Origin of the sequence: Marivirga atlantica (assembly GCF_016734805.1) — a bacterium.
Classification (GTDB): domain Bacteria; phylum Bacteroidota; class Bacteroidia; order Cytophagales; family Cyclobacteriaceae; genus Marivirga; species Marivirga atlantica.
In genome coordinates, this window is sequence record NZ_JAERQG010000003.1 from 57907 (window position 1) to 83034 (window position 25128).

Below are 25128 nucleotides of genomic sequence, written 5' to 3' on the forward strand. Positions count from 1 at the left end.
TGGACTATCAATTTTTACAGCCCACTCTGCACTCTGCACTCTACACTGCACCATGCTTTAGAGCCTCATAACGCCCCTTTTAGCCTCCTACTTTAGCATCGTATTCGACAATCGGATATGACTTTTGGCCAAGAGTCCATTCATTAATTCTTAATACGATTTAAGATGGACGAAATAATTGAACGTCTTGAAAATCTCCAACGCCTAATTGAGAGCCAGGGGATTTACACGAAAGAAGTTTTAAACTTCAATGAGGCTTGCCAGTACTTGGAGCTTTCACAGTCACACTTATACAAGTTGACAAGTGGAGGTAATATTCCACACTACAAGCCAAACGGAAAGAAGCTCTATTTCAAGAGAACGGAGTTAGAAAGCTGGTTGCTTCGCAACCGCAATTCTACTCAGGAAGAAATAGACCGCAGAGCTGCGGATTACCTAATCAAAAAAGGGAGGGTAAAGCTATGACAGAGGTTTTCGATATGCTCTTGACAGTAGCTCAAGACATAAAAACAATCAAAGCATACCTCCTCAATTTCCATAAGTCACGATTGGAGCAATTCAGTGACGAATGGATTGATGGTCAGGTAGTGATGCAAACGCTGCACATTAGCAAAAGAACCCTTCAATCCCTTCGGGATAGTGGGGTTCTTCCCTACAGCCGAATCAATGGCAAGTTCTATTACAAAGTTTCTGATATGGAAGCTTTACTGGAATCCAACTACTCACCTTCAAAATCAAAGCATTATGGAGATCAGTAGAGAAGCCATTTTGAGAAAGACACATTACGGCTTGAATATCTATGCCCATGTATTACGCCACTACTATCAGGGTGAAACAGTCCTATCCCTTTCGGGACGGGACTGCAAACCTGCTAAGAATCCTTTCAATGCGGACAAGCCCACATTGATGGTTAAAGTAGTTGACGGCATTGCTACACACACAGATACAGAAGAAGCCATTGCACAGGGCAATATCTTTGATTTTGCTTCATTGCATTTCAGCCTCGAAGGGCAAGCCCTTCTTGATAAGATCAATGAAGAACTATACCTGAGAATTGGAAAGGAAAGAGGGTTTTATCACCAAGCGGAAACGCAACCTGCGGTTGCTCTTCCTGAAATAGTCAAACCAGCTCCGCCAGTTTTCAGCTATTTCAACAAGCCCGTTACCAACACAATCCCAAGTCGCCAAGTCTCCTTGATAGAGGTGTACCATCTCATCAAAGGCAATGATTTTGCTTCGTGTACAAGTACACTTCGCAATATCTCCGAGCCAAAGGATGCACGAAAGTATAAGGCTCAAAACTTCGATTATGTGACCTTCTCCGGGTCATTCTCTAAGCGGAATGATGCTAACCTCCAAAGACATTCAGGTTTGCTCACAATCGATTTTGACCACATTGAGAACATTCCTTCACTCAAGGATTCATTACTCAGCGACCACTATTTTGAAACGGAGCTACTGTTTTTATCTCCTTCAGGTGATGGGTTGAAATGGGTAATACCAATCGACTTGACACAGGCAAAACACCAGGACTATTTCAAGGCAGTGGCAAACTACGTTTCCCACACCTACCAGATTGAAGTAGACCAATCAGGAAAGGACATTTCCAGAGCATGTTTCCTGCCCCACGACAAAGACATATTCATCAACCCTAAATACATATAGGTTATGGAGCGAAAAACATTCAATCCGCTGGAATGGCTTGATAAGCCAGACCAACAAGTAAAAGTTACAGAGCAAAGCGATTACAATACAAGTACACAACTCGAAGAAGTTGAACTAATCATACAGGGAATTGAGTCCAACCAAATAGATGTTACCTCCGCTTACAGCGATTGGGTAAATATCGGTTTTGCCTTTGCAGACGAGTTTGGTGAGACAGGCAGAAACCTGTTCCACCGTGTAAGTCAATTTCACCCTGAGTATTCCATACAGGAATGCGACAAGCAGTTCGATAATTGCATGAAGGCAAGAGGTCAGGGAGTTTCCCTGAAAACCTTCTTTTTTCATGCCAAACAAGCGGGCATTCCTTTGGCTACACCAAAGCAGGAACGACAGGACTACAGCCCTGCAAGCAAGTCTGAATACCAAAGCAAGAATCTCAACACTCAGGCAGAAAACAAAAAAGAACCGGATTTAATGCCAACATTCCCAAATTCCTTGTTTCCTGAACTTCCTGAGTTTTTGCAAAAGGTAATACAGATAGCCACCTCCAATGAGGAAAGGGATATTTTACTCCTTGGCTCCTTAGTGGCTATTAGTGCCTGTTTACCCAAAGTATCAGGCATCTATGATGGAAAGCGTGTCTACGCCAATCTGTTTCTATTCATTACCGCCCAGGCATCCGCAGGGAAAGGACGTTTGGTACACTGTAGGCAATTAGTGAATCCAGTTCACAAGGAGTTTCGGGAACAGGCAAAACTCCACAAGCAACATTATGAACTGGAATTGGCTGAATACAATGCCAATAAAGGTAAAGTTGAAGGCATTGAGAAACCTGACAAGCCACCAGAAAAGATGCTCTTTATCCCTGCTAACAACAGCTCTACTGGAGCTTATCAATTATTGGGAGATAGTGATGGTAAAGGATTGATATTTGAAACTGAGGGTGACACACTTGCACATGCATTTAAGAGCGATTACGGCAACTATAGTGACGGCTTTAGAAAAGCCTTTCACCATGAGACTATTTCCTACTATCGCAGGACAGACCGTGAATATGTGGACATAGAAAGCCCTTGTCTTTCTACTGTCCTTTCAGGTACACCCAAGCAGGTAGCCGCACTTATTCCGAATGCAGAAAACGGCTTATTCAGCCGCTTCATCTTCTATTATATGAATGTTCGTCCAGTGTGGAAAAATGTATTTGCTTCGCAAACTACAAATGGATTAGACGACTATTTTGATGCGTTAGGAAATGAGTTCTTTAGCCTTTATAGTTCGTTGAAAGCTGGACAGGATGTTCAATTCTTTCTCACCGCTGACCAGCAAGACCAGTTCAATCAGTTCTTTGGTCAGATACAGGAAAAGTACATGAGTATTCAGGGAATCGACTATATGGCTACCATCCGAAGATTGGGACTGATTGCCTATCGTTTCTGCATGATATTCTCCGCTTTGCGGATCATGGAAATGCCCCACATTCAATATGATAAAGATATTGGGGCATTCGACAGCTCCACTGGGGAAATATTAACACATGGCTGTCAAACAGGTGAAACATCATCCAAGATGATTTGTGAAGAAAGAGACTTTCAAGCTTCGCTTGCTATGGTAAAAGTGTTAGTAAAGCATTCGAGTAAAGTATTTGCGGAACTCCCAGAGGACGTTCAGAAACCCACTCGATTAAATAGGAAAGAGAAATTCTTGCATAAGCTACCCAAACACTTCAACCGTCAGAAGTACTTGGAAGTGGCAGCAGCTTTGAGTATTCCCCACAAAACGGCAGAGGGCTATATCACTGACTTCTGTAAATCAGGGCTGATTCATCGTGAGTCTCAGGACAACTACATAAATACCTCGATTGAGGAAAATGAGGAAGTTAAGGAAATCAAGGAAGAACAAGCCTGATAGGCTTTTCTTCCGAAGATTCGACCACACCTATAAAATCAATCTCTTGTGGTCATACTAAGGAAAGTTAATCCTTGGTATCCTCTATTTCCTTAAAATCCTTAAAGTGTCAAAACACACACAAATATAATTTGAATAACTCTACAAAGATATTTAATTGCTTTTAATTATCTTTTTCTTACCTTTGTTAAGTATTTGAAAGATTCTACAAATAGATGAGAGTAAAACTCAGTGATATTGCACAACTTCAATTTGGTTTATACACCAAGCCAACCGAGAACGGCAATGCTGCCTATCTACAGGTGAAGCATTTTGATGATTGGGGCAATCAAACAGATAAGATCGATACTTTTATTCAGATTGACCAGAAGAATGAAACGCATCTTTTAGAAGAAGGTGATATTCTATTAGTGGGCAAAGGAATGAGGAATTTTGCCTGGACGTACCATAGAAACTATGGCCCTGCAATGGCCTCTTCTATCTTCTTTGTTATCAAAGTGGACAGATCGAAAGTTATACCGGAGTTCCTCACTACCTTATTTAATATGCCCCAAACACAGTCACACTTTCAAACATTGGGAGCTGGAAGCTCTATTCCATCTATTCGTAAGTCGGAATTAGAAGCCTTTACTATCCAAATCCCCTCATTGGAACTACAAGAAAAAGCAATTGCCATAAAGCAATTACACTATAAAGAAATGGACTTGTCCCGACAGATTATTGCGGAAAAACAAAAAGTCTATCAGGCAGTCATTAAAAACTTAATTTATCAGAAGCATGAGCAATAAACCGATTACCCAAAGCGAAATCAACAACATTGTCTGGAAAGCCTGTGACACTTTTAGAGGTGTCATTGACCCCTCACAATACAAGGATTATATCCTGACCATGCTTTTCGTAAAGTATGTATCTGATGTATGGAAGGATAAAAAGGACTTCTATGCCAAGAAATACAATGATGATGCGGTACGAGTAGAAAGAGCACTGAGAAACGAGCGTTTTCAATTGCCAGAAACATGCACGTTTGATTACCTCTTTGAAAACCGAAATGCTGCGAATGTAGGCGAGTTAATCAATACCGCTTTGGAAAGCATGGAAGATGCCAACCGCAGCAAGTTGGAGCGAGTGTTCCGAAACATTGATTTCAACTCAGAAGCCAACCTCGGGCAAACCAAAGACCGTAACAGAAGACTCAAAAACCTTTTGGTTGATTTCTCTGCTCTGGACTTACAGCCATCGCACTTAGAGGACAATGACGTGATAGGTGATGCTTATGAGTACTTGATTGAAAAATTTGCTAGTGATGCAGGAAAGAAAGCGGGAGAATTTTACACCCCTGCTCAGGTTTCTAAGTTATTAGCCAAACTCTTAAACCCTCAACCTGGTGACAGGATCATAGACCCAACTTGTGGTTCAGGTTCTTTGCTGATCAAACTATCCAAACAAGTAGGTAGCAAGAACTTCTCACTTTACGGTCAGGAAATCAACGGAAGCACTTGGGCATTGGCTCGTATGAACATGTTCCTGCATGAGATCGATGATGCTACCATAGAATGGGGCGACACACTCAACAATCCTAAGCTGCTGGAAGATGACAGCTTGCTTAAAGGAAACATTGTAGGGGCAAATCCTCCTTTTTCATTGGATAAATGGGGAGCAGACAATGCCATATCTGACCAGTTTACCCGATTCCATAGAGGTGTACCACCCAAAAGCAAAGGTGATTACGCTTTTATCTCTCACATGATCGAGTCTACCTACCACGATACAGGTCGTGTAGGTGTCATACTCCCTCATGGAGTGCTTTTCAGAGGAAGCAGTGAAGGCAAAATCAGGCAACAACTCATTGAAGAAAACCTACTGGAAGCGGTCATTGGTCTACCTGCCAACCTCTTCTTTGGTACAGGCATACCTGCCACGATCATGCTGTTCAATCGTGCCAAGGGTGACAACAAAGATGTATTGTTTATAGATGCCAGCCAAGGTTACGAATCAGGCACTAACCAAAACCGCCTACGTGATAAGGACATTGACAAAATTGTCAATACGTATCGAGCCTTTCAGGAAGCCAATCCATTGACCACCGAAGAAGGCGAAGTATTGGAAGATAGGTTTGCCTACCGTGCTACTCTCAAGGAAGTGGAGGAAAACGAGTACAACCTGAATATTCCTCGCTATGTAGACACATTCGAAGAAGAAGCGGAGGTGGATATTCCCGCAACACAAAACAATATCATCGATCTAAAAAAGGAGTTGGCAACTGTGGAAGATCAAATGGATACTTACTTAAAGATATTAGGTTATTAGCATGGTAAAGGTAAGAGAATTAATACGGCATAAAAACCCTGACTTTATCCCTTCTGATTGGGAGTTCGTTGAATTAGGCGAAATCGGTAACCTACTTTCTGGATTAACCTATTCTCCAGACAATATTGATGAGCAAGGTACACTTGTGCTTAGATCTTCTAATATTAACAATGGCTATCTCGAATTTGATGATAATGTCTTTGTTGATACAACATCTTTAAAGTTTTATCCTGTGGAAGAGGGCGACATCTTAATTTGTGTCAGAAATGGAAGCAAATCATTAATAGGTAAGAATGCACTTATTACCGAAAAAGCAGAAGGAATGGCTTTCGGTGCTTTTATGGCTCTCTATAGAAGTGAGCATAATCAGTTTCTTACTCACCTATTCAATACTGATTTATACAAAAGTCAAATCCATAGGAACTTAGGTGCAACTATTAATTCCATCAATGGAAGTGACTTTAAGAAATTTCATTTCCCTTTCCCTCCAAGTGATGAACGAAAAAAAATAGCCGTAATCCTCAGCACCTGGGATCAAGCCATTTCCACTACCCAGAAGCTAATTGATGAACTCAAAATCCGTAATAAAGGGCTTGCTCAACAATTGCTGACCGGGAAGAAACGGTTGAAGGGATTTGAAGGTGAATGGGAAGAAGTTACTTTAAAGGATATAGCTGAAAGGATCACAAGAAAAAATGATGAGTTAGATGATACGGTAGTAACCATATCGGCTCAAAGGGGTCTTGTTCTTCAAGAAGACTTTTTCACAAAGAGGGTTGCAAGCGAAACTCTAACAAATTACTACCTCATCCATAGAGGTGAATTTGCTTACAACAAGAGTTATTCAAATGGTTATCCAATGGGAGCTTTTAAAAGGTTAGAAGACTTTGAAAAAGCAGTTGTAACCACTCTCTATATCTGTTTTGCATTAAATAAAGATGTCAATTCAGATTTTATGAATCACTTTTTTGAAGCTGGTTTGATGATTCGCCCGTTAATGAAAATTGCTCAAGAAGGTGGACGTGCTCACGGTCTTTTGAATATTGGAATACATGATTTCTTTGGTCTAAAACTAACTATTCCATCCCTTGAAGAACAAGAAGCAATAACCGCTGTGCTTTCAGAAGCAGATAAAGAGTTGAAGCTGCATCAGAAACAATTAACTACCCTTAAAGAGCAAAAGAAAGGCTTAATGCAAAAGCTATTGACGGGAGAAATAAGAGTTAAAACGAATGAATAAAAACCGGAGACTATGAGTACAAAAAATCTATACATTGATGAAAGCTGCCATCTGGAACATGATGGGTTTCCGGTGATGTGCATTGGATATACTAAGATAAATGCAGAGGATTATGACAACCTCAAAGAAGGCATTAAATCCATAAAGCTAAAACACAATGCCCCAACTGAAGTAAAGTGGAACAAGCTTTCTAACTCACGTATAGAGTTGTACAAAGAACTCATAGATTTCTTTTTTGATTCACCTGTTCAATTCAGGTGCATATTGGTCAAATACAAAGGAAAATTAGATCATGCAGCTTTCAATAAAGGTGACCATGACAGCTTTTATTACAAGTTGGTTTACTTCCTGCTTAATTCGTCCACCAATCCTCCTAATGGCAATGATTACAAGGTGTATATGGACATCAAGGACACCAGAGGCAAAGAACGGTTGTCTCAAATCAAAACAGTATTTGAGAACAAGTATTATGGCGAATCACCCTTTATCCATTTTCAGCATATACGTTCAGACGAAAATGAATTTCTACAGCTTACTGATCTATTCATTGGCGCTATAACTTATAAGTCAAGAAAGGAACATGAAAAGGAAGGAGCCTCTTCTGTTAAAAATGAAGTGATTGCCTATCTGGAAGAAAAGTCAGGTTATTTACTGAACGAGGGTACAGAACCTTGGGAAGAGAAGTTTAACATATTCGATCATCAACCTAAATCTAAGTCATAATGGAGCTGGATGATTTAGAAGACTTGTTTGATGACTTAGGCTTTGATGAGCCAACGCCTGATCAATTGTATCAGATGTACGGAATTTTTCTCAATGACATTGCCAGGAACCCAATTGTACTTAATGGCAAAACACTAAAATATAACAGCAACAGGTCAAAACATCCTGTTTGCAGAGGTAAGGCACAGGCTTTCGAGCATATCATTACAAGAGAAAGTAAAATATCGGGTAAAAGAAATTTTGACAGGGATAGGGCAAACAAAGTGCATTGGATTCGTCCAGTTTTATTGAACGCCAGTGATGTCAGAATAAAGTATTTTGAAAAGATAAATGATAAAGGGGAGAACCAACATTTTTATTGGTATCAGGAAAAATCCTTCATCATAATAATCAGGGAAATTCAGCCTGACATTCTGTTAATAACCTCTTTTTCAGTAGATAATCTGGAAAGGTATAAATTCAAAAAGTGGTATGATGAGTACAGAAATTGACATAAAAAAACCCCACTTCGTAAGTGAGGCACGCAACTTTAGGCACTGCGATCGAGTGAACAATGTCACTTGCCAAGTCCTTTACCCTTTGGGTAATGACAATACAAATGTCGTAAATATTTACGAGATAAGCAACAATAAGTTTGTAACTAACACCTATCATACTGATTATCAAGATGTTTACTCACCTTCTTTGACCGCTTTATTTCTCAAACAAAAAGCCAAGCTTAGTGCCTGGCTTCATGCCGAACGGGGACACCCCGATCCTAATATCTTAACGCTGATTACTCGGTTCAGCGTTAGAAACCTTTGTAGATTCCTTACCAAGGGTAAAGAGCATAGCAAAGATACGAAAAAGAGTTTCCTGTTCAATACAACATTAAGACATATATAATGGCAGCACCATCATTTAAAGAAGATCATATATCGCAGCTTCCGGCATTGAAGCTGCTCATGAATATGGGATGGAAATACCTATCTCCAGAACAAGCTTTGGAAGCTCGTGGAGGAAGAACATCTAACGTATTGTTGGAAACCATCCTGAAAGAACAATTACATAGTATCAATTCGATTGAATACAAAGGGAAAGAGTTTACCTTCTCAGAAGTCAACGTAAACAATGCCATTTTATCCTTACGTGACCTTCCTGTTCAAGATGGTTTTATCGCTTCTAACAAAGCGTTTTACGAACTCACCACGCTTGGCAGGAGCTTTGAGCAATCGGTTTTGGGTGATAAAAAGAGTTTCTCTTTCCAATACATTGATTGGAAACATCCTGAGAAGAACTCATACCACGTATCAGAAGAATTTAGTGTCCTAAGAAGTGGCAGCAGCGAGCATTACCGTCCTGATATTGTGCTATTCATCAATGGTATACCTATGGTAATCATAGAATGCAAAAGCCCAAAAATCAAAGACCCCATTGACAAGTCCATAGAGCAACATTTAAGAAACCAGCAGGAAGAAGGTATTCGTTCCTTATATCAATACTCCAACCTTGTGTTTGGACTGGCTACACATGATGCCAAATACGCTACTACGGCCACTGAAAAAGAATTTTGGAGTTTTTGGAAAGAGTTATTCAAAACCAAGGGGGAAGAAACAGAATGGCTGGACAATTTACAAACCCTAAAGAACCAACCACTACCCTCAAATGAAAGGACAACCCTCTTTCAGGAGCGGTATAAAAATGTATGGTCATACTTCAAGAATTTAGAAAAGGAAGATCAAGCGATTACCGAACAGGACAGATTATTGTTTAGTCTTTGCCAGCCACATCGTCTTTTAGACCTCTTTTTTAATTTCACTCTCTACGATGATGGAATTAAGAAAGTGACCAGGTATCAGCAATATTTTGCTGTACATAATACGCTCAATAAAGTAGCCCAAACAGATAGTCATGGATTAAGAAAAGGAGGAGTAATCTGGCATACCCAAGGAAGTGGCAAATCACTTACTATGGTTATGTTGGCTCAACTCATTGCCACCCACCCCAAAATTAAGAACCCTAAAATCATATTGGTCACAGACCGTATTGATCTGGACGATCAAATAACAGAGACATTTAAAAAGTGTCAAATACCTGTTGAAAATGCTCAGACAGGTAAACATTTGGTAGAGTTACTTTCAGGCACAGGGGATACTGTCATTACTACCTTGATCCACAAGTTTGAAGCTGCGGTAAACCGAGCCAAAGAAGGCTTTGATTCACCTGACATATTTGTGTTAGTAGATGAAGGACACAGAAGTCAATACGGTACTTTCAATATCAAAATGCAAAAGGTCTTTCCAAGAGGCTGTTTCATTGCATTCACAGGTACGCCTTTGATGAAGAAGGAGAAAAGTACGGCTAACAGGTTTGGTGGTCTGATAGATGTCTATTCGATAACTGATGCAGTGGCTGACGGTGCGGTAGTACCCTTATTATATGAAGGAAGGCACAATTTGATTGAGGTCAATGAAAAGCCATTAGACAACTATTTTGAGCGTGTTTCCGAGCCGCTTACACCATACGGTAAGGCAGCATTGAAACGAAAATTCAGCTCTACCAACCAGCTTAACAAGGCAGAAGAAATCATTTATGCCAGAGCATGGGACATATCAGACCACTACGAGCAAAATGTACAAGACATCCTCTTTGGTACATTAAAGGCTAAAGGTCAGTTAGTAGCACCAAATAAAACCACGGCTATTCGTTACCGAGAGTTTATTAAGCAGATTGGCAAAGTAAGTTGTGAAGTATTGATTTCTGCTCCAGATGTCAGGGAAAACTATGATGATGCTTTTGAGGAGAGTGACGATGTGATATTGAAGTTCTGGAAAGCCATGATGGACAAATATGGCAGTTCTGAAAACTATGAGAAATCACTGATCAACTCATTCAAGAAACAAGATCACCCTGAAATCATCATTGTAGTCGATAAGCTTCTGACGGGATTTGACGCTCCTAACAACTACGTGTTATATCTCACAAGACAGTTAAAAGAACATACTTTACTACAAGCCATTGCAAGGGTTAATCGATTAGCTCCCGGTAAAGAACATGGTTTGATTATCGACTATTATGGTAATCTTGAAAATTTGGATTCTGCATTAGAGACCTACTCAGGAACCAACGATTATGATGCCCTTGATTTGGAAGGTACGCTAACCAATATTAGCGAAGAAATCAAAAAGTTACCACAAGCACAATCAGAGGTCTGGGACATCTTCAAAGAAATCAAAAACAAGTATGATGAACCTGCCTACGAAGAACTATTACAGGATGAGGCAATTCGCCATATATTCTATGAAAAAGTCTCGGCTTTTGCCCGATTATTAAAATTGGCTTTGTCCAGCTTTGAGTTCATAAGCAATACCCCGGAGCAGCAAATCAACAAGTATAAACAGGACGCTAAATTCTTTTTAGGATTGAGAATTTCTGTCAAGCGGAGGTATTTTGATGACTTGGAATACAAGGAATATGAACCACAAGTTCAGAAACTAATTGATAAGCATATCACTACTGAAGGTGAGATTCTTCGTATCACCGAATTGGTCAACATTTTCGATAAAGAGCAGCGAGAACAGGAAGTAGAAAAAATCACCAGTAAAGCAGCAAAGGCTGATCACATTGCCAGCAGGACAATCAAGGCTATCAATGTAAAAATGAATGAAGACCCTGTTTACTTCAAAAAGCTGTCAAGACTTATACGAGATACCATTGATGATTACCACCAACACCGTATTTCTGAGGCCGATTATCTCAACAAGGCAAAAGAATATGAAGATCAATTCCACAACGGAAGACAAGATAACATCCCTGAAAACTTAGTTGGAAATGATACTGGTATAGCCATTTATAACTTAGTAAACGAGATTTTCAAAGGTCACTTGAAAAGATCAGAAGGTGCCGAAAATGTAGGGGCTATCATAGCAGAGGGTATTGATAACGTAATTAAATCCATCGTCTTTGAAAATGGCAAGCCCATTATTGATTGGGTGAATAAGTCCGACATAGAGGGTAAAATCAGGATTGATATTGATGACTACCTCTTTGAGCTGAAGACTCAACAAGACATTGAATTGCCCTTTGATTTGATAGATGAATTAGTAGAAGAAGGATTAAAAATTGCTAAGCTGAAATATGTCTGATACCATCACCATACAGTCATTCAAATTCGGCTCTAAGGAAATCAACTATGAGCTTACTTATCAAGAGCGTAAGACCTTGGGTATTCGTGTTTATCCTGATTGCAAAGTGAGGGTAATAGCCCCAAACGAAACAACCGAAGAGAAATTAAAATCTAAGCTTAGAGAAAAAGCTCCTTGGATCATCAAACAACAGCTTGAATTTCTGTCATACCATCCTCTCACACCACCAAGACAATACGTAAATGGTGAAACACACCTTTATTTGGGAAGACAGTATAAGCTTAGAATTGAAAATGATCTTCAAAATGGAGTTAAGGTTTACAGGGGTAGATTGATACTTTTCAAAAAAGAAAATACCTCTCCTGCGAACATCTTGACAGAATGGTATAGAGAAAAGGCAGCATTACATTTCCATGATATTCTAAACAAGGTGCTTCCATTATTTAAACGATATGGGATTTCTACACCAGACCTACAGATAAGATATATGCCTACCAGATGGGGAAGCTGTACCGTCAGAGGAAAGGTTATTCTAAATCCCGATTTGATAAAAGCTCCTAAAGGAAGTATTGAATATGTAATTATCCATGAACTCTGCCATTTGGTGCATCATAACCATACAAAGGCATTTTATGATCTACAGGAAACCATAATGCCAGATTGGAAAAAATGGAAAGAAAGACTTGAAAACACACTGAATTAGATACTGCTATGTCGAACCATACCTTCAATATACTCACATTCAATCACCCTCAGGAAGAACAAACCTTTTACTTCACTGACCAGGAACAAGCCAACCTCACTCGGATTTACAAATCCTTAGTGCCTGATGAGGTCATTGAAAAGTATGGAGAGCAAGACCATTATTACACATCATTTACAGTTGAGGCCGAAGGTTTCTTAGCGGTATCAAAACCAACAAGTCCACAGTTTGAGACCAAGACAAATGAGCAAGGAGAAGAACGGTCATATACCATCCGTAATTCTACCTTTTCCACTTCAGTACTAAAGAGATATTACAATTCACTCATTCATAGCCATTTCAAGGAGAAAGGATTTTTAGTGAAGCCCAATTTTGTAAGTGATACAGAAGTTTGGCTTCCAAGTGCCAAACAAGACACCACAGGCAAGTACAAGATATTCGACCGCTTCTCACTCAAAGTACAGTTTAAGACAGTTTCCGACAGTCTTGAATTGTTGGTGACATTTGAAGGTAAATCCAAAATCTTCAAAGTTCCTGTCTCCACTCTTTTAGAGGATGTATCACCGACAGATATTAATTGGGTAGTGTATGAAAAGGGTCTGTACCGTTTTGATGAGTTACCTGATAGCGGTAAAAGAGAATATGACAAGGTGTATCCAGTATGGAATTTCGAAATCAGAGATGCGTTAATGCAAGGAACGGAAGCCCCGGACAAAACCAATAAGTACAAAAAGTTTAGAGAGGGAATCGACAAGTTCTACAATCAATACCTGAATACAGAGGAATTCAAAGCAATCATTCCAATTACCTCCAATGGATTCATACCAGTTAATAAAATCAATGTCGGGTCAGTCAACAATTCCAGTAACCGCCTTTTATTCGGTGAAGAAAAGTCTGGAATCGTGCCAATGGATGGAATGAAAGAGCATGGTCCTTTCGGATTAAGCCCTACTACTAAAATTCACTACTTTTTTATCTTTCATAAAGATGATCAGCCCATCGCAGAGAAGATGGACAGTTATTTCAAAGGAACTGAGTTTGGCTTTAAAGGATTGGTCAAGTTTATTCATACAACTTACCACACCGAAAAAGGATTCAGTATAAGGTTTGATGACAGAGATGATCCATGGCCAGAAATCTATGAAGCGGTTACCAACAAACATTTTGAATCAGATATTCAGTACATCGCCATTTATATCAGTCCATTCTCCAAGAACTCACCGGACAAATCAAGAAGGAAGATATACTACAAGCTGAAAGAATTGCTTTTAAAGGAAGGTGTATCCTCACAGGTAATTGATGGTGAAAAGGTAATGACTAATGAAAAGTACTATTACAGCTTACCGAATATTGCAATTGCCATTTTAGCCAAATTGAACGGCATTCCGTGGAAGCTGGATACAAAGCTTAAAAATGAATTGATAGTAGGCATTGGAGCATTCAGAAACTCAGAAGTGGATATACAATATATCGGCAGTGCTTTTAGCTTCGCTAATAATGGGAAATTCAACCGTTTTGAGTGCTTCCAAAAAGACCAAACAAAGGAGTTAGCAGGTTCAATTATCAGAGCAGTAAAAGAGTATGCAAACGTCAATACAGGCATCAAACGGCTTGTGATCCACTTCTACAAGAGTATGAGGCAAGATGAACTACAACCGATAGAAGACGGCCTCAAACACCTTGGATTAGACATTCCAGTATTTATAGTTTCCATCAACAAGACAGAATCCTCGGACATTGTTGCATTTGATAACAGTTGGAAAGACCTTATGCCAATGAGTGGCACTTTCATAAAGGTTGGGTACAATAAGTTCCTGCTATTCAACAACACAAGATACAACCCAAAATTCTACAGCTTCCATGACGGCTTTCCGTTCCCGATAAAGCTGAAAATCTTTTGTACAGAAAAAGAGCTGGTAGAAGAATACAAGACGGTAAAGGAATTGATTGATCAGGTATATCAGTTCAGCCGTATGTACTGGAAATCAGTAAGACAACAGAACTTACCAGTTACCATCAAATACCCTGAAATGGTCGCAGAAATGCTCCCTCATTTTGATGGCAATGAAATACCTGAATTTGGAAAAGACAACCTTTGGTTTTTATAATGGACAGAATAGAAGAAATATTTAAAATTAAGGACGTAAAGCCGACTGCTGTAAGGATAGTAGTACTGCGCTACCTATTAGAGCAAAAGAAAGCACAGTCTTTAAAAGACATTGAAGTTGGTCTCGATCAAACAGACAGAAGTTCAATTTTTCGCACACTAAAAACTTTTGAAGATCATAAGGTGATCCATAGCATCGAAGATGGCTCAGGGATGACCAAGTATGCTGTATGTGTAGAAGGCTGCAATTGCGATCCAGAAGACCTTCATTATCATTTCTATTGCACTTCATGTGAAATGACTTTTTGCCTTTTAGACCACCCTATTCCTTTAGTCAATCTACCAAATAATTTTAAAATGGCACAAGCTAACATGGTCATTAAAGGATTATGCGATAAGTGTAACCAATAACCTTTGCAATCGGGTTGCACTATCACTTCTTTATATTTGTGACCAATGAAGTATTTATCTTTGATATTCGCCACGTTTACGCTGATGCTCTCCACAGTCCCTATTGAGGGAGCTTGTCGTAGTAACTCGTATGATGGTGTTTACAACTACTCAAATACAGAATCTAGTCAGCAGGAGAGCGGAAATCAGGATAACGAAAATTGCCCCCCACTCTGTGGTTGTCAATGTAGTCATGTACATGCAATCTCTTTTGGAAACAATAGGGTAATTATCAATCTGGTATTTGCGGATAATAATAAGTTGCCCAGAAACTACAACAATGGTATTTCTTTTAATTTAATAAATGCCGTTTGGCATCCCCCAAAGTTTTCCTAAAAGGTTATTGCTTACTTATTCAAAGGTATTAACACATGTGATTTTCAAGTCACATGTGTTATATTCAATAACCACCACTACGCCTACTGTCCAATAGAACAGTACGGCTTGTATTTCCAAATCAACATGTTTAAAAGTCATAAACATCAGGACTTCTTTATCAAGAGATCCTGATAAAAGTAAAGCTATGATTAATCAAATAATTTCGTTTTCAATAAAAAACAAGCTTATTATTGGCCTGCTCACGCTGGCGCTCATTGGGGTCGGGATATACTCCATGTCCACCGTCAATCTGGGCTCTGTACCCGACATTACCAATAATCAAGTGCAGGTAATTACTGTATCAGAAAACCTGGCCACTGAGGATATCGAACAGTTTGTTACTTACCCTGTAGAGTTGGCCATGGGCAACCTGCCGGGAGTAGATGAAATCCGTTCTGTTTCGAGGTTCGGCCTCTCTGTCGTTACCATTGTTTTTGAAGACGATATGGGTACCTATCTGCCCCGCCAACTGGTACAGGAAAAACTAATCGAATTAAAAGAGACCATACCGGAGAAATTTGGAAGCCCATCAATGGGTCCCATTTCCACTGGTTTAGGCCAAATCTATGAATACACCATTGAACCACAAGAGGGTTATGACTCGATGTATTCACCTATGGAGTTGCGCACGATTCAAGAATGGATTGTAAAACGGCAATTAACTTTGCTTGAAGGTGTGGTTGAGGTGAATTCTTTCGGTGGCTATATTAAGCAATATGAAGTGGCCATTAACCCGGATAAACTCAATGCACAGAATGTGAGCATCTCTCAAGTATATGAGGCTCTGGCCAGAAACAATGTTAATACCGGTGGGGCTTACATTGAGAAGAACAGGATGTCTAATTTCATCCGTGGAGAAGGCTTGGTGCGCTCTCTGGATGATATCCGAAAAATCGTCATAAAAACAGAAAATGGGATCCCGGTTACGGTAGGTGATGTAGCCTCTAAAGTACACTTCGGCAGCCAGGTGCGATATGGGGCTTTCACACAGGATGGAAAAGAAGCTGTTGGCGGCATTATTATGATGCTAAAAGGCTCCAATCCCAATGCAGTCATTCAGAATGTAAAAGAGCGTATGGAAGAGATAGAAAAATCTCTTCCGGAGGGATTAGCGATCAATACGATAATTGATCGTAGTGATTTAATTTCCAGGACTACCGATACTGTAAAAACCAATCTTATAGAAGGGGCGCTGATTGTCATTTTCGCCCTGGTGATTCTGTTGGGTAGCCTTCGTGGCGGTATTATCACTGCGACTACCATTCCGCTTTCCCTACTGTTTGCCTTCATTTTAATGAAGCAGTTCAATGTGTGGGCCAACCTGATGAGCCTTGGGGCCATTGATTTTGGGATCATCATTGACGGGGCGGTGATCATTATAGAGGGCACAGTGTATGAAATCCAAAAGCGCATCCGGTCAGGGAAAATCAAATTCAACCAGGGCGTAATGGATGAGGTTGCTTATGATGCGGGCAGTACAATGATGAGTTCGGCCTTTTTCGGACAGATTATCATCCTCATTGTATTTACCCCCATCTTATTCCTTACCGGGGTGGAAGGTAAGATGTTTCAGCCGATGGCCTATACATTTGGCTTTGCCATGATTGGTGCCATTTTCCTTTGTCTGACGTATGTACCGATGATGTCGGCCTTGTTTATGAAACCTGTTCAAAACAAAAAGAACTGGTTTGGACGATTTGAACGCTGGCTGGAAAAGGTTAGTGATAAAATAATAGATGGCATTCAATGGGTTTATTTGCCTTTGCTAAAAGGTGCGCTGCGTTTTAAAGCAATTGTGATCATCGTAGCTATTGTGCTGCTGGGAGTAGCCGGGTTTATTTTTTCCCGTATGGGAGGGGAGTTTGTGCCACAGCTTGATGAAGGAGATATCGCGATGCAGGCACTCATCAGGCCCGGAAGTTCCCTAAGTGAGTCTAAAGAGGTATCAATCAAGATTGAGAACCTGTTGCTGGAAAGTTTTCCCGAAATAAAAACGGTAACTGCCCGGATTGGGGTGGCCGATATCCCTACGGACCCCATGCCGATGGATATAGCCGATATGTACCTCATATTGGAAAAAGATAAAGATAAATGGGTTTCAGCTGAAACCAAGGACGAGCTAATTGAGCAAATCAAGGAAAAGCTGGAAACCAATCTGACCGGGGTTAACCTGGTATTTACCCAGCCGGTAGAGCTGCGTTTTAATGAGTTGCTGGAAGGGGTACGGGAGGACATTGCCGTAAAACTCTATGGCGAAGACCTGGAAGTGCTTTCCGCAAAAGTGCAGGAAATGGCGGATATAATTTCTACCGTGCCAGGAGCCGGTGATGTAAACCCAGAACGTACATCAGGACTTCCCCAAATGACCGTTCGTTACAATCGGGATAAAATTGCCCAATATGGATTGGACATTCAAAAGATCAATGAGTATGTGAGTTCAGCCTTTGCAGGTGGTGTGGCCGGGGTGATTTTTGAAGGTGAAAAAAGATTTGATCTGGTCATCCGCTTTGATGAGGCGCACCGGAAAAGTATTGATGACCTGCGCACACTCTACATTGATCTACCCGATGGTACCCAAGTTCCGATAAAAGAAGTGGCCGACATTAGCTATGTGCCGGGCCCCATGCAGATCTCGCGGGACAATACCTATAGAAGAACCTATGTAGGAGTGAATACACGGGGAAGAGATGTAGAGTCAGTGGTAAATGATATTCAGGAAAAACTGGATGCACAACTAGAGTTACCTCCCGGCTATTACATCACTTATGGAGGAGAGTTTGAAAATCTGGAAAGGGCTAAAAGCAGATTAGCAATTGTTGTACCCATTGCTCTCTTTCTCATCTTTGTTCTGCTCTACTTCGCCCTGAAATCATTTTCTCAATCCATTATGATCTATATAGCTATTCCACTGGCAGCTATTGGGGGAGTATTTGCACTGTGGGTTAGAGATATGCCTTTTAGTATTTCAGCGGGAGTTGGTTTTATTGTGCTTTTTGGTGTAGCTGTCCTGAACGGTTTGGTATTGATCAACCGATTTAATTCCCTGAAAGAGGAAGGAGTCACCAGCATCAGGGACCGCATTTTTACAGGAACTAAAGAACGGATCAGGCCTATTATGCTTACCGCAACCACGGATATTCTCGGATTTCTTCCTATGGCATTTTCAGCGTCTGCAGGAGCAGAAGTGCAGCGGCCTTTGGCTACTGTGGTAATTGGTGGTATGCTTACTGCCACCTTGCTTACGCTGGTAGTGCTGCCGGTGCTTTACACTTTTGTAGAAGGAAGAAGCGATAAAAGAAATAACCTGAGTGCACCAAATGTCAATGTGATCATCATATTGATTATTTGTGGTGGATTATTTGGCTTACCGGCTATGGCTAATGCCCAGCAGCAGGAACAAAAGAATGACAGCCTACCAACGATTACATTAGAACAGGCAAGGAAGCGTGCAATAGAAAATTATCCTAAAATCCAATCAGCCAGGCTGGAAATTGAAAGCCAACAGGCCTTAAAGAAAACAGCGTGGGACTTAGGTAATACCCAAATATTTACTGGTAAAGAGGAAGTGGGCAATGGATCGGATGGTGTGTACACACAATTCGGTATCCAGCAGCAGCAGATTGATGTGTTCGGTATAGCACCACGTTTGAAATTGCAAAAGGAACGGGTGGCATTGGCTGAAGCTGCTCTGGACTTGTCTGTAATAGAACTGGAAAGGGAAGTGAGTCAGGCCTGGGCGCAGGTATATGCTTCAAAGAATAATTACCAGGTGTATGAGCAGTTGGATTCGGTTTTTACCGATATTGAAAGAGCCGCACGAATCCGCTTAGAAACAGAAGCCACTTCCAAGCTGGAATATTTGGCTACTTCCAACCAGGCCAATCAGGTACAGATACAGAAGGAGCAGGCGTACAGAGATTATCTAAGTGCCTTGCAGCGGCTCAACCTGTGGTTTGCCAATGATACACTATTTACCGTGCCGGATATCCCGGCCACTCAATTGGATGAACCGCTGAATTATGTAGCCGATTCCCTAATGAACCATCCTATTTTGAATGTTTCAAAACAACGGGTAGATGTAGCGGATGCGACCATAAAAGAAAGACGTTCGCAGTTTTTTCCACAGTTGCAAGGCCAATATGGACGACAACAAGTTGATGGGCAATCAGGATTTTATCAGTACCAAATCGGTATTCGGATCCCTTTGTTTTTCGGGCCTGAGCTTGGCAGGACACAATCGGCCAAAATACAGCGGGATATTGCAGGACAAAACCTGCGACAAAACCAGTTGGAGTTGAATGCAGCTTATCAGGAAATGAAAGAGCAGTATCTGAAATGGCTTTATTCATGGAATTACTACAGGGATGAAGCACTACCCCTGGCGCAGGAACAACGAGCCGGAGCTATTTTGGCTTATCGGGAAGGGGCGATTGACTATGTGACTTTTCTGCAAAACATCAGGGATGCCATTCGCATAGAGGTGGACTCATGGAATGCCTTCGGCAACTACCTGAATAGCCGCTACCAACTGGAATACTATTTAAAAACATCAAATTAAGCATTTAATAAAACCTGAATGGATAATCAGATTAAAAATATAAACACAATGAAAAAGCAAATCTTATATATACTGGGATTGGTACTGATGGTATCGGTATTTACGGGCTGCGGCAGCAAGTCGGCTGATAACTCAGGTGATGCCTCTCACGAAGAACACAGTGAGGGCGAGGCTAGGCACGAGGGTGAAGAAGGAACTAATGAAGAAGGGATGGCTGAGCTTCACCTTTCGGATCTCAAGTTTGAAAGCCTGGGCATCAAAATTGACACACTACCCATTCGCTCACTATCGGGCGTGGTAGAAGCAAATGGCCAGTTAGAAGTGCTACCTCAGCATGAAGCAACCGTTACAGCTATTCTGGGAGCCAACGTAACCTCCATCAAAGTGATAGAGGGAGACCAGGTTAGCAGAGGGCAGGTATTGGCCTATATTTCTCATCCTAACCTGACCAGGTTACAGACTGACTATATACGGGCTTACAGCCAACTACAGTTTCTGGAAAAAGAAAACCAGCGGCAGAAAAGGCTCTATGAAGAAGAGGTAGGTTCCGGAAAAACTTATCAGCAAATTCAGGCGGACTACCAGGCCATGAAAGGTGAGGTAAAAGGCTATGAAGCCCAATTGAAGCAGCTAAGCCTGAATGTGGAGAAGATACGGAGTGGGGAAATCTATGGGTACGTACCTGTAGTCAGTCCCATCCATGGATTCATACAAAAAGTCAAGGTTCAGATTGGTCAATATGTAGACCCTCAGACCAAGATGTTTATGATTGTCAATACCGACCACATTCATGCCGACCTGATGGTGTTTGAAAAGGATATTTATAAAGTAAAGGTAGGACAAAAAGTGTCCTTTACTGTGGAGTCTGTTCCGGGAAATACGCTGACTGCCAAAATCTATTCGGTAGGCAAACAATTTGAACAAAACCCGAAAGCGGTGCATGTACACGCAGAGATAGATCAAAAAGAAGATTTTTTGATCCCGGGGATGTATATCAATGGTAAAATAAGAACGGGTGATAATCAGGTAAAAGCCTTGCCGGAAAGTGCCATCATAGAAGAAGAAGGCAAGCCTTATATTTTTATGGCGGAAGCGCATGAAGAAGATGGCAAAACCGAATGGGCGTTTAAAGCCATAGAAGTACGAACAGGTATCACAGAAGACGGATGGGTAGAAATTAAATTGTTAGAGCCACTTCCTGAGGGCACAAAAGTAGCCTGGAACAACGCTTATTACCTAATTTCTGAAATGAAAAAAGGGGAGACTGGTGACGATGATTAAAGATAGAAGTATGAAAAAAACAATATTCAAAATATCGAGAATGGACTGCTCCTCTGAGGAACAGTTAATTCGTATGAAATTGGAGTCGTTTTCCAATATAAAACACCTTGAATTTGACATACCTTCCCGTCAACTTGGAATTTACCACATTGGTGACATAGATCAAATTCATCAGGCTATCAGCGAGTTGAACCTAAACGATAAATTGGAAAACACAGAAGACGCTGATTTGCCTTCAGTTGTTGACGAATCGCATCAAAGGAAAATACTATGGTGGGTATTGGGCATCAATTTCGGCTTCTTTGTAGTAGAAATGACTACCGGATGGATATCCCGCTCTATGGGTCTGGTGGCTGACTCGCTGGATATGCTGGCAGATTCCATCGTCTACGGCCTGAGCTTATTTGCTGTCGGTGCAGCTATTTCTCGTAAGAAGAAAGTAGCCAAAATCAGTGGCTATTTTCAGATGGGATTGGCTCTGTTAGGTTTTTCAGAAGTTTTGCGCAGGTTTTTCAGCGAAAGCGAAACACCGCTGTTTCAATGGATGATCATCATTTCGGTACTTGCCTTAATTGGTAATCTGGTTTCACTCTGGCTGATCAATAAAGCTAAAAGCGAAGAAGCTCACATGCAAGCCAGCGCCATATTCACTTCCAATGACATTATCGTAAATGGAGGGGTAATACTAGCTGGGATTCTGGTTTATTTTCTAAAAAGTAAATGGCCGGATCTGGTTGTTGGTGGTGTTGTTTTCTCCTTTGTTATGCGTGGTGCTTTTCGAATACTGAAATTGGCAAAATGATTATGGGACATAATCACAATCATTCACATAATCATTCAGAGGGCAATGTAAAAGTAGCCTTCTTTCTCAACCTTGCCTTTACAATCATTGAGATCATTGGTGGTCTCTATACCAATAGTTTGGCTATCCTGTCGGATGCACTGCATGATTTAGGAGATAGCCTCAGTTTAGGACTTTCGTGGTACTTTCAGAAGCTATCCAAGAAAGGTAGAACCAAGACATTCTCTTACGGGTACAAACGATTCTCATTGCTTGGTGCGATAATCAATTCGATTGTGTTAGTGGCAGGGTCAATATTCATCCTGACAAAAGCGATTCCTGAACTCTTTAATCCTGGGGAAACAAATGTTGAAGGCATGCTCTATCTATCGATTTTGGGAATAGTAGTAAATGGTGCAGCTGTTTTCAAACTCCGAAAAGGAGAATCTCTGAATGAAAAAGTAGTTTCACTACATCTTTTAGAAGATGTCTTGGGATGGGTGGCCGTTCTTATAGGTAGTGTCATTATGATGTATACAGATGCACCATTTATAGATCCGTTACTCTCAGTACTAATCTCGCTTTTTGTTTTGTACAATGTTTACAAAAACCTCAAAAAGAGCCTTTTAGTAATTCTTCAGGGCATTCCCGAGGAAATTTCCATTGACGACATTCGGCAAAAGCTCAAGAACATATCAAAAGTTACTGACATCCATGACTGCCACGCATGGTCGATGGACGGCCAGTACAACATTCTTACACTTCACCTTCGACTAGATAAAGACTACAAACTTTCAGAACAAGCTAAGCTCAAAGAGCAAGTAAGAACACAATTAAAAGATGAATCGATTAATCACATTACCATAGAGTTTGAAGCACAGGGTGAAAACTGTGAGTTGGAGGATTGTTGATCAAATCATTTGATAAGTGATGAAAAAATATCAGATTAAAACAAAATGAAGCTAAACACCCTCTACATAAAAAACATGGTTTGTCCTCGCTGTATTGACACAGTGAAGGACATTTTGGATAACCTGAATATAGAAACCTCCTCCATTGAACTCGGAGAAGTTCATACACCAAACAACATCACGAGTGATCAGAAATCACAGCTGGAGGAACTACTGGCAGCACGAGGCTTTGAGTTGCTTCAAGATCAAAAGTCGAAACTGATCGGACAGATCAAAGCGATCATTGTAGATCAAATTCATCACAACAAAGAAGCCTTAAATATCAATTTCTCTACCCTAATAGCTGATAAACTGCACCAGGAGTATTCTTCTCTCAGCAGGCTTTTCTCTTCTGTCGAAGGAGTCACTATTGAGCGGTTTATCCTTAAACAAAAAGTAGAGCGAGTGAAAGAGCTCATCTTTTACAATGAGCTAACGCTCTCAGAGATTGCTCATCAAATGGACTACAGCAGTGTAGCCCATCTATCCGCCCAATTCAAAAAAGAGACGGGCATGACCCCCACAGCTTTTAAGAAAATGAGAAATCCGGGACGGCAATCACTGGATCAGCTGTGATCAAAATCTCATAAGCCTTTTTCAAAATTGTGTAACAGCCACAAGCAGCTTACCGATCATCTTTGTATCGTGACAATTAATACGATAACAAGATGACCAAAGAATATACAATTACCGGAATGACTTGCACTGGCTGTTTGGCCAAAGTGAAGAGAACGATCAATGGAATCGAAGAGATACAAGAAGCCGCTATTCAACTGGAATACCCACAGGCAAAGATTATCTCCGATGAATCTTTAGACCTTGGAGAAATTAATCTGGCATTAAAAAAGGTAGGGAACTATGCCATTTCTGAAGAATATCAAGAGACCGTACAAGCTCCGCTCCCTAAGATCAAAAAACAAGAACCACTCGCTGAGAAGTCCATTACCACCTACAAACCACTGATCCTTATTGTAGGGTTCATTGCTGTGGTAACAGCTTTGAGCCAATACCCATTCAATGAATTTTCGGGGATGTTGTGGATGCGCCACTTTATGGCAGGGTTCTTCATTGTCTTTGCTTTTTTCAAGCTGCTAAACTTACAGGGCTTTGCCAATTCATACAGTATGTATGATATTGTAGCTGCTAAATGGAAGACTTGGGGTTACATATACCCTTTTGTTGAGTTGGCTCTCGGACTTCTTTACCTAACTAATATTGCCCCATTAGTTACCAATTTGAGTACCTTCTTAATCTTAGGTATAAGTAGTATAGGGGTAATAAAAAGTAATTTGGATAAGAGAAAGATTAAATGCGCTTGTTTAGGGGATGTTTTCAACTTACCAATGAGCACAGTTACAATTGTTGAAGACCTTTCAATGATAGGCATGTCATTGATTATGCTTCTTCAAAACCGAATCTTGTAAACAAAAGTCAAAATTCTATAAAACATCCTTCTTTTAATTTCCTATTTTTGCTTTAGGTGAAAAGAATAATCTCCATATCGCTTGCTTTGCTCATGTTGGTTTCCAACGTGGGTTTCTCTATGAACACCCACTTTTGCGGTGGTGAAGCGGTTGAGACCTCTTTTTCAATCGGGCTTCATAATCCTGATTGCGGTATGGCAGATATGGATGGAGATTGCAAAAAAGAACCATCCTCAGAAGAACAGGTGAACCCTAAACCTTGTTGTGAAAATCAACATGAGGTACTTCAGTTAGATGAGAATGCAAATCTTCAAGCCTTCTCTGTTGATGTGAATCCTGTTTTCTTTGTTGCTTTCATTCACACTTATATTCAGCCGGTTCTATTTACTGATCAAGCTTTTGTTCATAACACTTATTACTCTCCTCCCATACCTGATAAGGATATTCAAGTCCTTTTTCAGACCTTTTTAATTTAAACCGCATAGTACAATTTGATGTTCCTGGTCTTGTGACTATGGAGCATAGTGGCATT

Annotated in this window: 21 protein-coding genes; all 21 read left to right on the top strand. The window is 40.6% G+C overall.

Features of this window, described 5'->3' with window-relative positions; translation table 11 throughout:
• Window positions 1-165: 165 nt before the first annotated feature.
• Window positions 166-465 carry a helix-turn-helix domain-containing protein gene (locus JKP34_RS11960; RefSeq protein ID WP_014022282.1) on the top strand — a complete coding sequence of 100 codons (300 nt, stop codon included), beginning with the start codon at window positions 166-168 and terminating at the stop codon, window positions 463-465.
• Window positions 462-758, top strand: a complete 297-nt coding sequence (locus JKP34_RS11965; RefSeq protein WP_100626897.1) for a helix-turn-helix domain-containing protein — start codon at window positions 462-464, stop codon at window positions 756-758. Before JKP34_RS11960 ends, JKP34_RS11965 begins: the two co-directional genes overlap by 4 nt.
• Window positions 745-1665 (top strand): BT4734/BF3469 family protein, encoded by a 921-nt coding sequence (locus tag JKP34_RS11970; protein WP_201921650.1) that lies wholly within the window; start codon window positions 745-747, stop codon window positions 1663-1665. Before JKP34_RS11965 ends, JKP34_RS11970 begins: the two co-directional genes overlap by 14 nt.
• Before the next feature lie 3 nt (window positions 1666-1668).
• Entirely contained in the window at window positions 1669-3570 is a 1902-nt protein-coding gene (locus JKP34_RS11975; protein WP_201921653.1) for a DUF3987 domain-containing protein, read from the top strand.
• Between the two features lie 215 nt (window positions 3571-3785).
• Window positions 3786-4358, top strand: coding sequence for a restriction endonuclease subunit S (locus JKP34_RS11980; protein ID WP_201921656.1), 573 nt, complete (start codon window positions 3786-3788; stop codon window positions 4356-4358).
• Window positions 4348-5877: a type I restriction-modification system subunit M gene (locus JKP34_RS11985; protein ID WP_201921658.1), complete on the top strand. Its 1530-nt coding sequence runs from the start codon at window positions 4348-4350 to the stop codon at window positions 5875-5877. The genes JKP34_RS11980 and JKP34_RS11985 overlap by 11 nt, the downstream gene beginning before the upstream one ends.
• 1 nt (window position 5878) lies before the next feature.
• Window positions 5879-7117, top strand: a complete 1239-nt coding sequence (locus JKP34_RS11990) for a restriction endonuclease subunit S (RefSeq protein WP_201921662.1) — start codon at window positions 5879-5881, stop codon at window positions 7115-7117.
• Window positions 7118-7129: 12 nt separating this feature from the next.
• The gene (locus tag JKP34_RS11995) at window positions 7130-7840 is read left to right on the top strand and encodes a DUF3800 domain-containing protein (RefSeq protein ID WP_201921665.1); all 711 of its coding nucleotides are present in this window, start codon (window positions 7130-7132) and stop codon (window positions 7838-7840) included.
• On the top strand, window positions 7840-8331 hold the full coding sequence (locus JKP34_RS12000) for a hypothetical protein (RefSeq protein ID WP_236664990.1): 492 nt from the start codon (window positions 7840-7842) through the stop codon (window positions 8329-8331). Before JKP34_RS11995 ends, JKP34_RS12000 begins: the two co-directional genes overlap by 1 nt.
• A gap of 393 nt (window positions 8332-8724) precedes the next feature.
• A complete protein-coding gene (locus tag JKP34_RS12005) occupies window positions 8725-11964 on the top strand; it encodes a type I restriction endonuclease subunit R (RefSeq protein ID WP_201921668.1) in 3240 nt (1079 codons plus the stop codon).
• Window positions 11957-12667: a M48 family metallopeptidase gene (locus JKP34_RS12010; RefSeq protein WP_201921671.1), complete on the top strand. Its 711-nt coding sequence runs from the start codon at window positions 11957-11959 to the stop codon at window positions 12665-12667. The genes JKP34_RS12005 and JKP34_RS12010 overlap by 8 nt, the downstream gene beginning before the upstream one ends.
• An 8-nt stretch (window positions 12668-12675) precedes the next feature.
• Window positions 12676-14775 carry a Piwi domain-containing protein gene (locus JKP34_RS12015; protein WP_201921674.1) on the top strand — a complete coding sequence of 700 codons (2100 nt, stop codon included), beginning with the start codon at window positions 12676-12678 and terminating at the stop codon, window positions 14773-14775.
• Entirely contained in the window at window positions 14775-15185 is a 411-nt protein-coding gene (locus JKP34_RS12020) for a Fur family transcriptional regulator (protein ID WP_188467722.1), read from the top strand. Before JKP34_RS12015 ends, JKP34_RS12020 begins: the two co-directional genes overlap by 1 nt.
• Before the next feature lie 45 nt (window positions 15186-15230).
• The gene (locus JKP34_RS12025; RefSeq protein ID WP_014022289.1) at window positions 15231-15560 is read left to right on the top strand and encodes a DUF6660 family protein; all 330 of its coding nucleotides are present in this window, start codon (window positions 15231-15233) and stop codon (window positions 15558-15560) included.
• Window positions 15561-15747: 187 nt separating this feature from the next.
• Window positions 15748-20160 (top strand): CusA/CzcA family heavy metal efflux RND transporter, encoded by a 4413-nt coding sequence (locus JKP34_RS12030; RefSeq protein WP_201921676.1) that lies wholly within the window; start codon window positions 15748-15750, stop codon window positions 20158-20160.
• Between the two features lie 48 nt (window positions 20161-20208).
• Window positions 20209-21441 (top strand): efflux RND transporter periplasmic adaptor subunit, encoded by a 1233-nt coding sequence (locus JKP34_RS12035; protein ID WP_201921680.1) that lies wholly within the window; start codon window positions 20209-20211, stop codon window positions 21439-21441.
• Window positions 21442-21451: 10 nt separating this feature from the next.
• The gene (locus tag JKP34_RS12040; protein ID WP_201921683.1) at window positions 21452-22243 is read left to right on the top strand and encodes a cation transporter; all 792 of its coding nucleotides are present in this window, start codon (window positions 21452-21454) and stop codon (window positions 22241-22243) included.
• 2 nt (window positions 22244-22245) lie between these two features.
• Window positions 22246-23133, top strand: a complete 888-nt coding sequence (locus tag JKP34_RS12045) for a cation diffusion facilitator family transporter (protein WP_041935341.1) — start codon at window positions 22246-22248, stop codon at window positions 23131-23133.
• Window positions 23134-23208: 75 nt separating this feature from the next.
• Complete coding sequence (locus JKP34_RS12050) at window positions 23209-23748, top strand: helix-turn-helix domain-containing protein (RefSeq protein ID WP_236664991.1); 540 nt, start codon at window positions 23209-23211, stop codon at window positions 23746-23748.
• Window positions 23749-23840: 92 nt separating this feature from the next.
• The gene (locus JKP34_RS12055; protein ID WP_201921685.1) at window positions 23841-24596 is read left to right on the top strand and encodes a heavy-metal-associated domain-containing protein; all 756 of its coding nucleotides are present in this window, start codon (window positions 23841-23843) and stop codon (window positions 24594-24596) included.
• 56 nt (window positions 24597-24652) lie between these two features.
• Window positions 24653-25072, top strand: coding sequence for an HYC_CC_PP family protein (locus JKP34_RS12060; protein WP_201921688.1), 420 nt, complete (start codon window positions 24653-24655; stop codon window positions 25070-25072).
• Window positions 25073-25128: the final 56 nt, after the last annotated feature.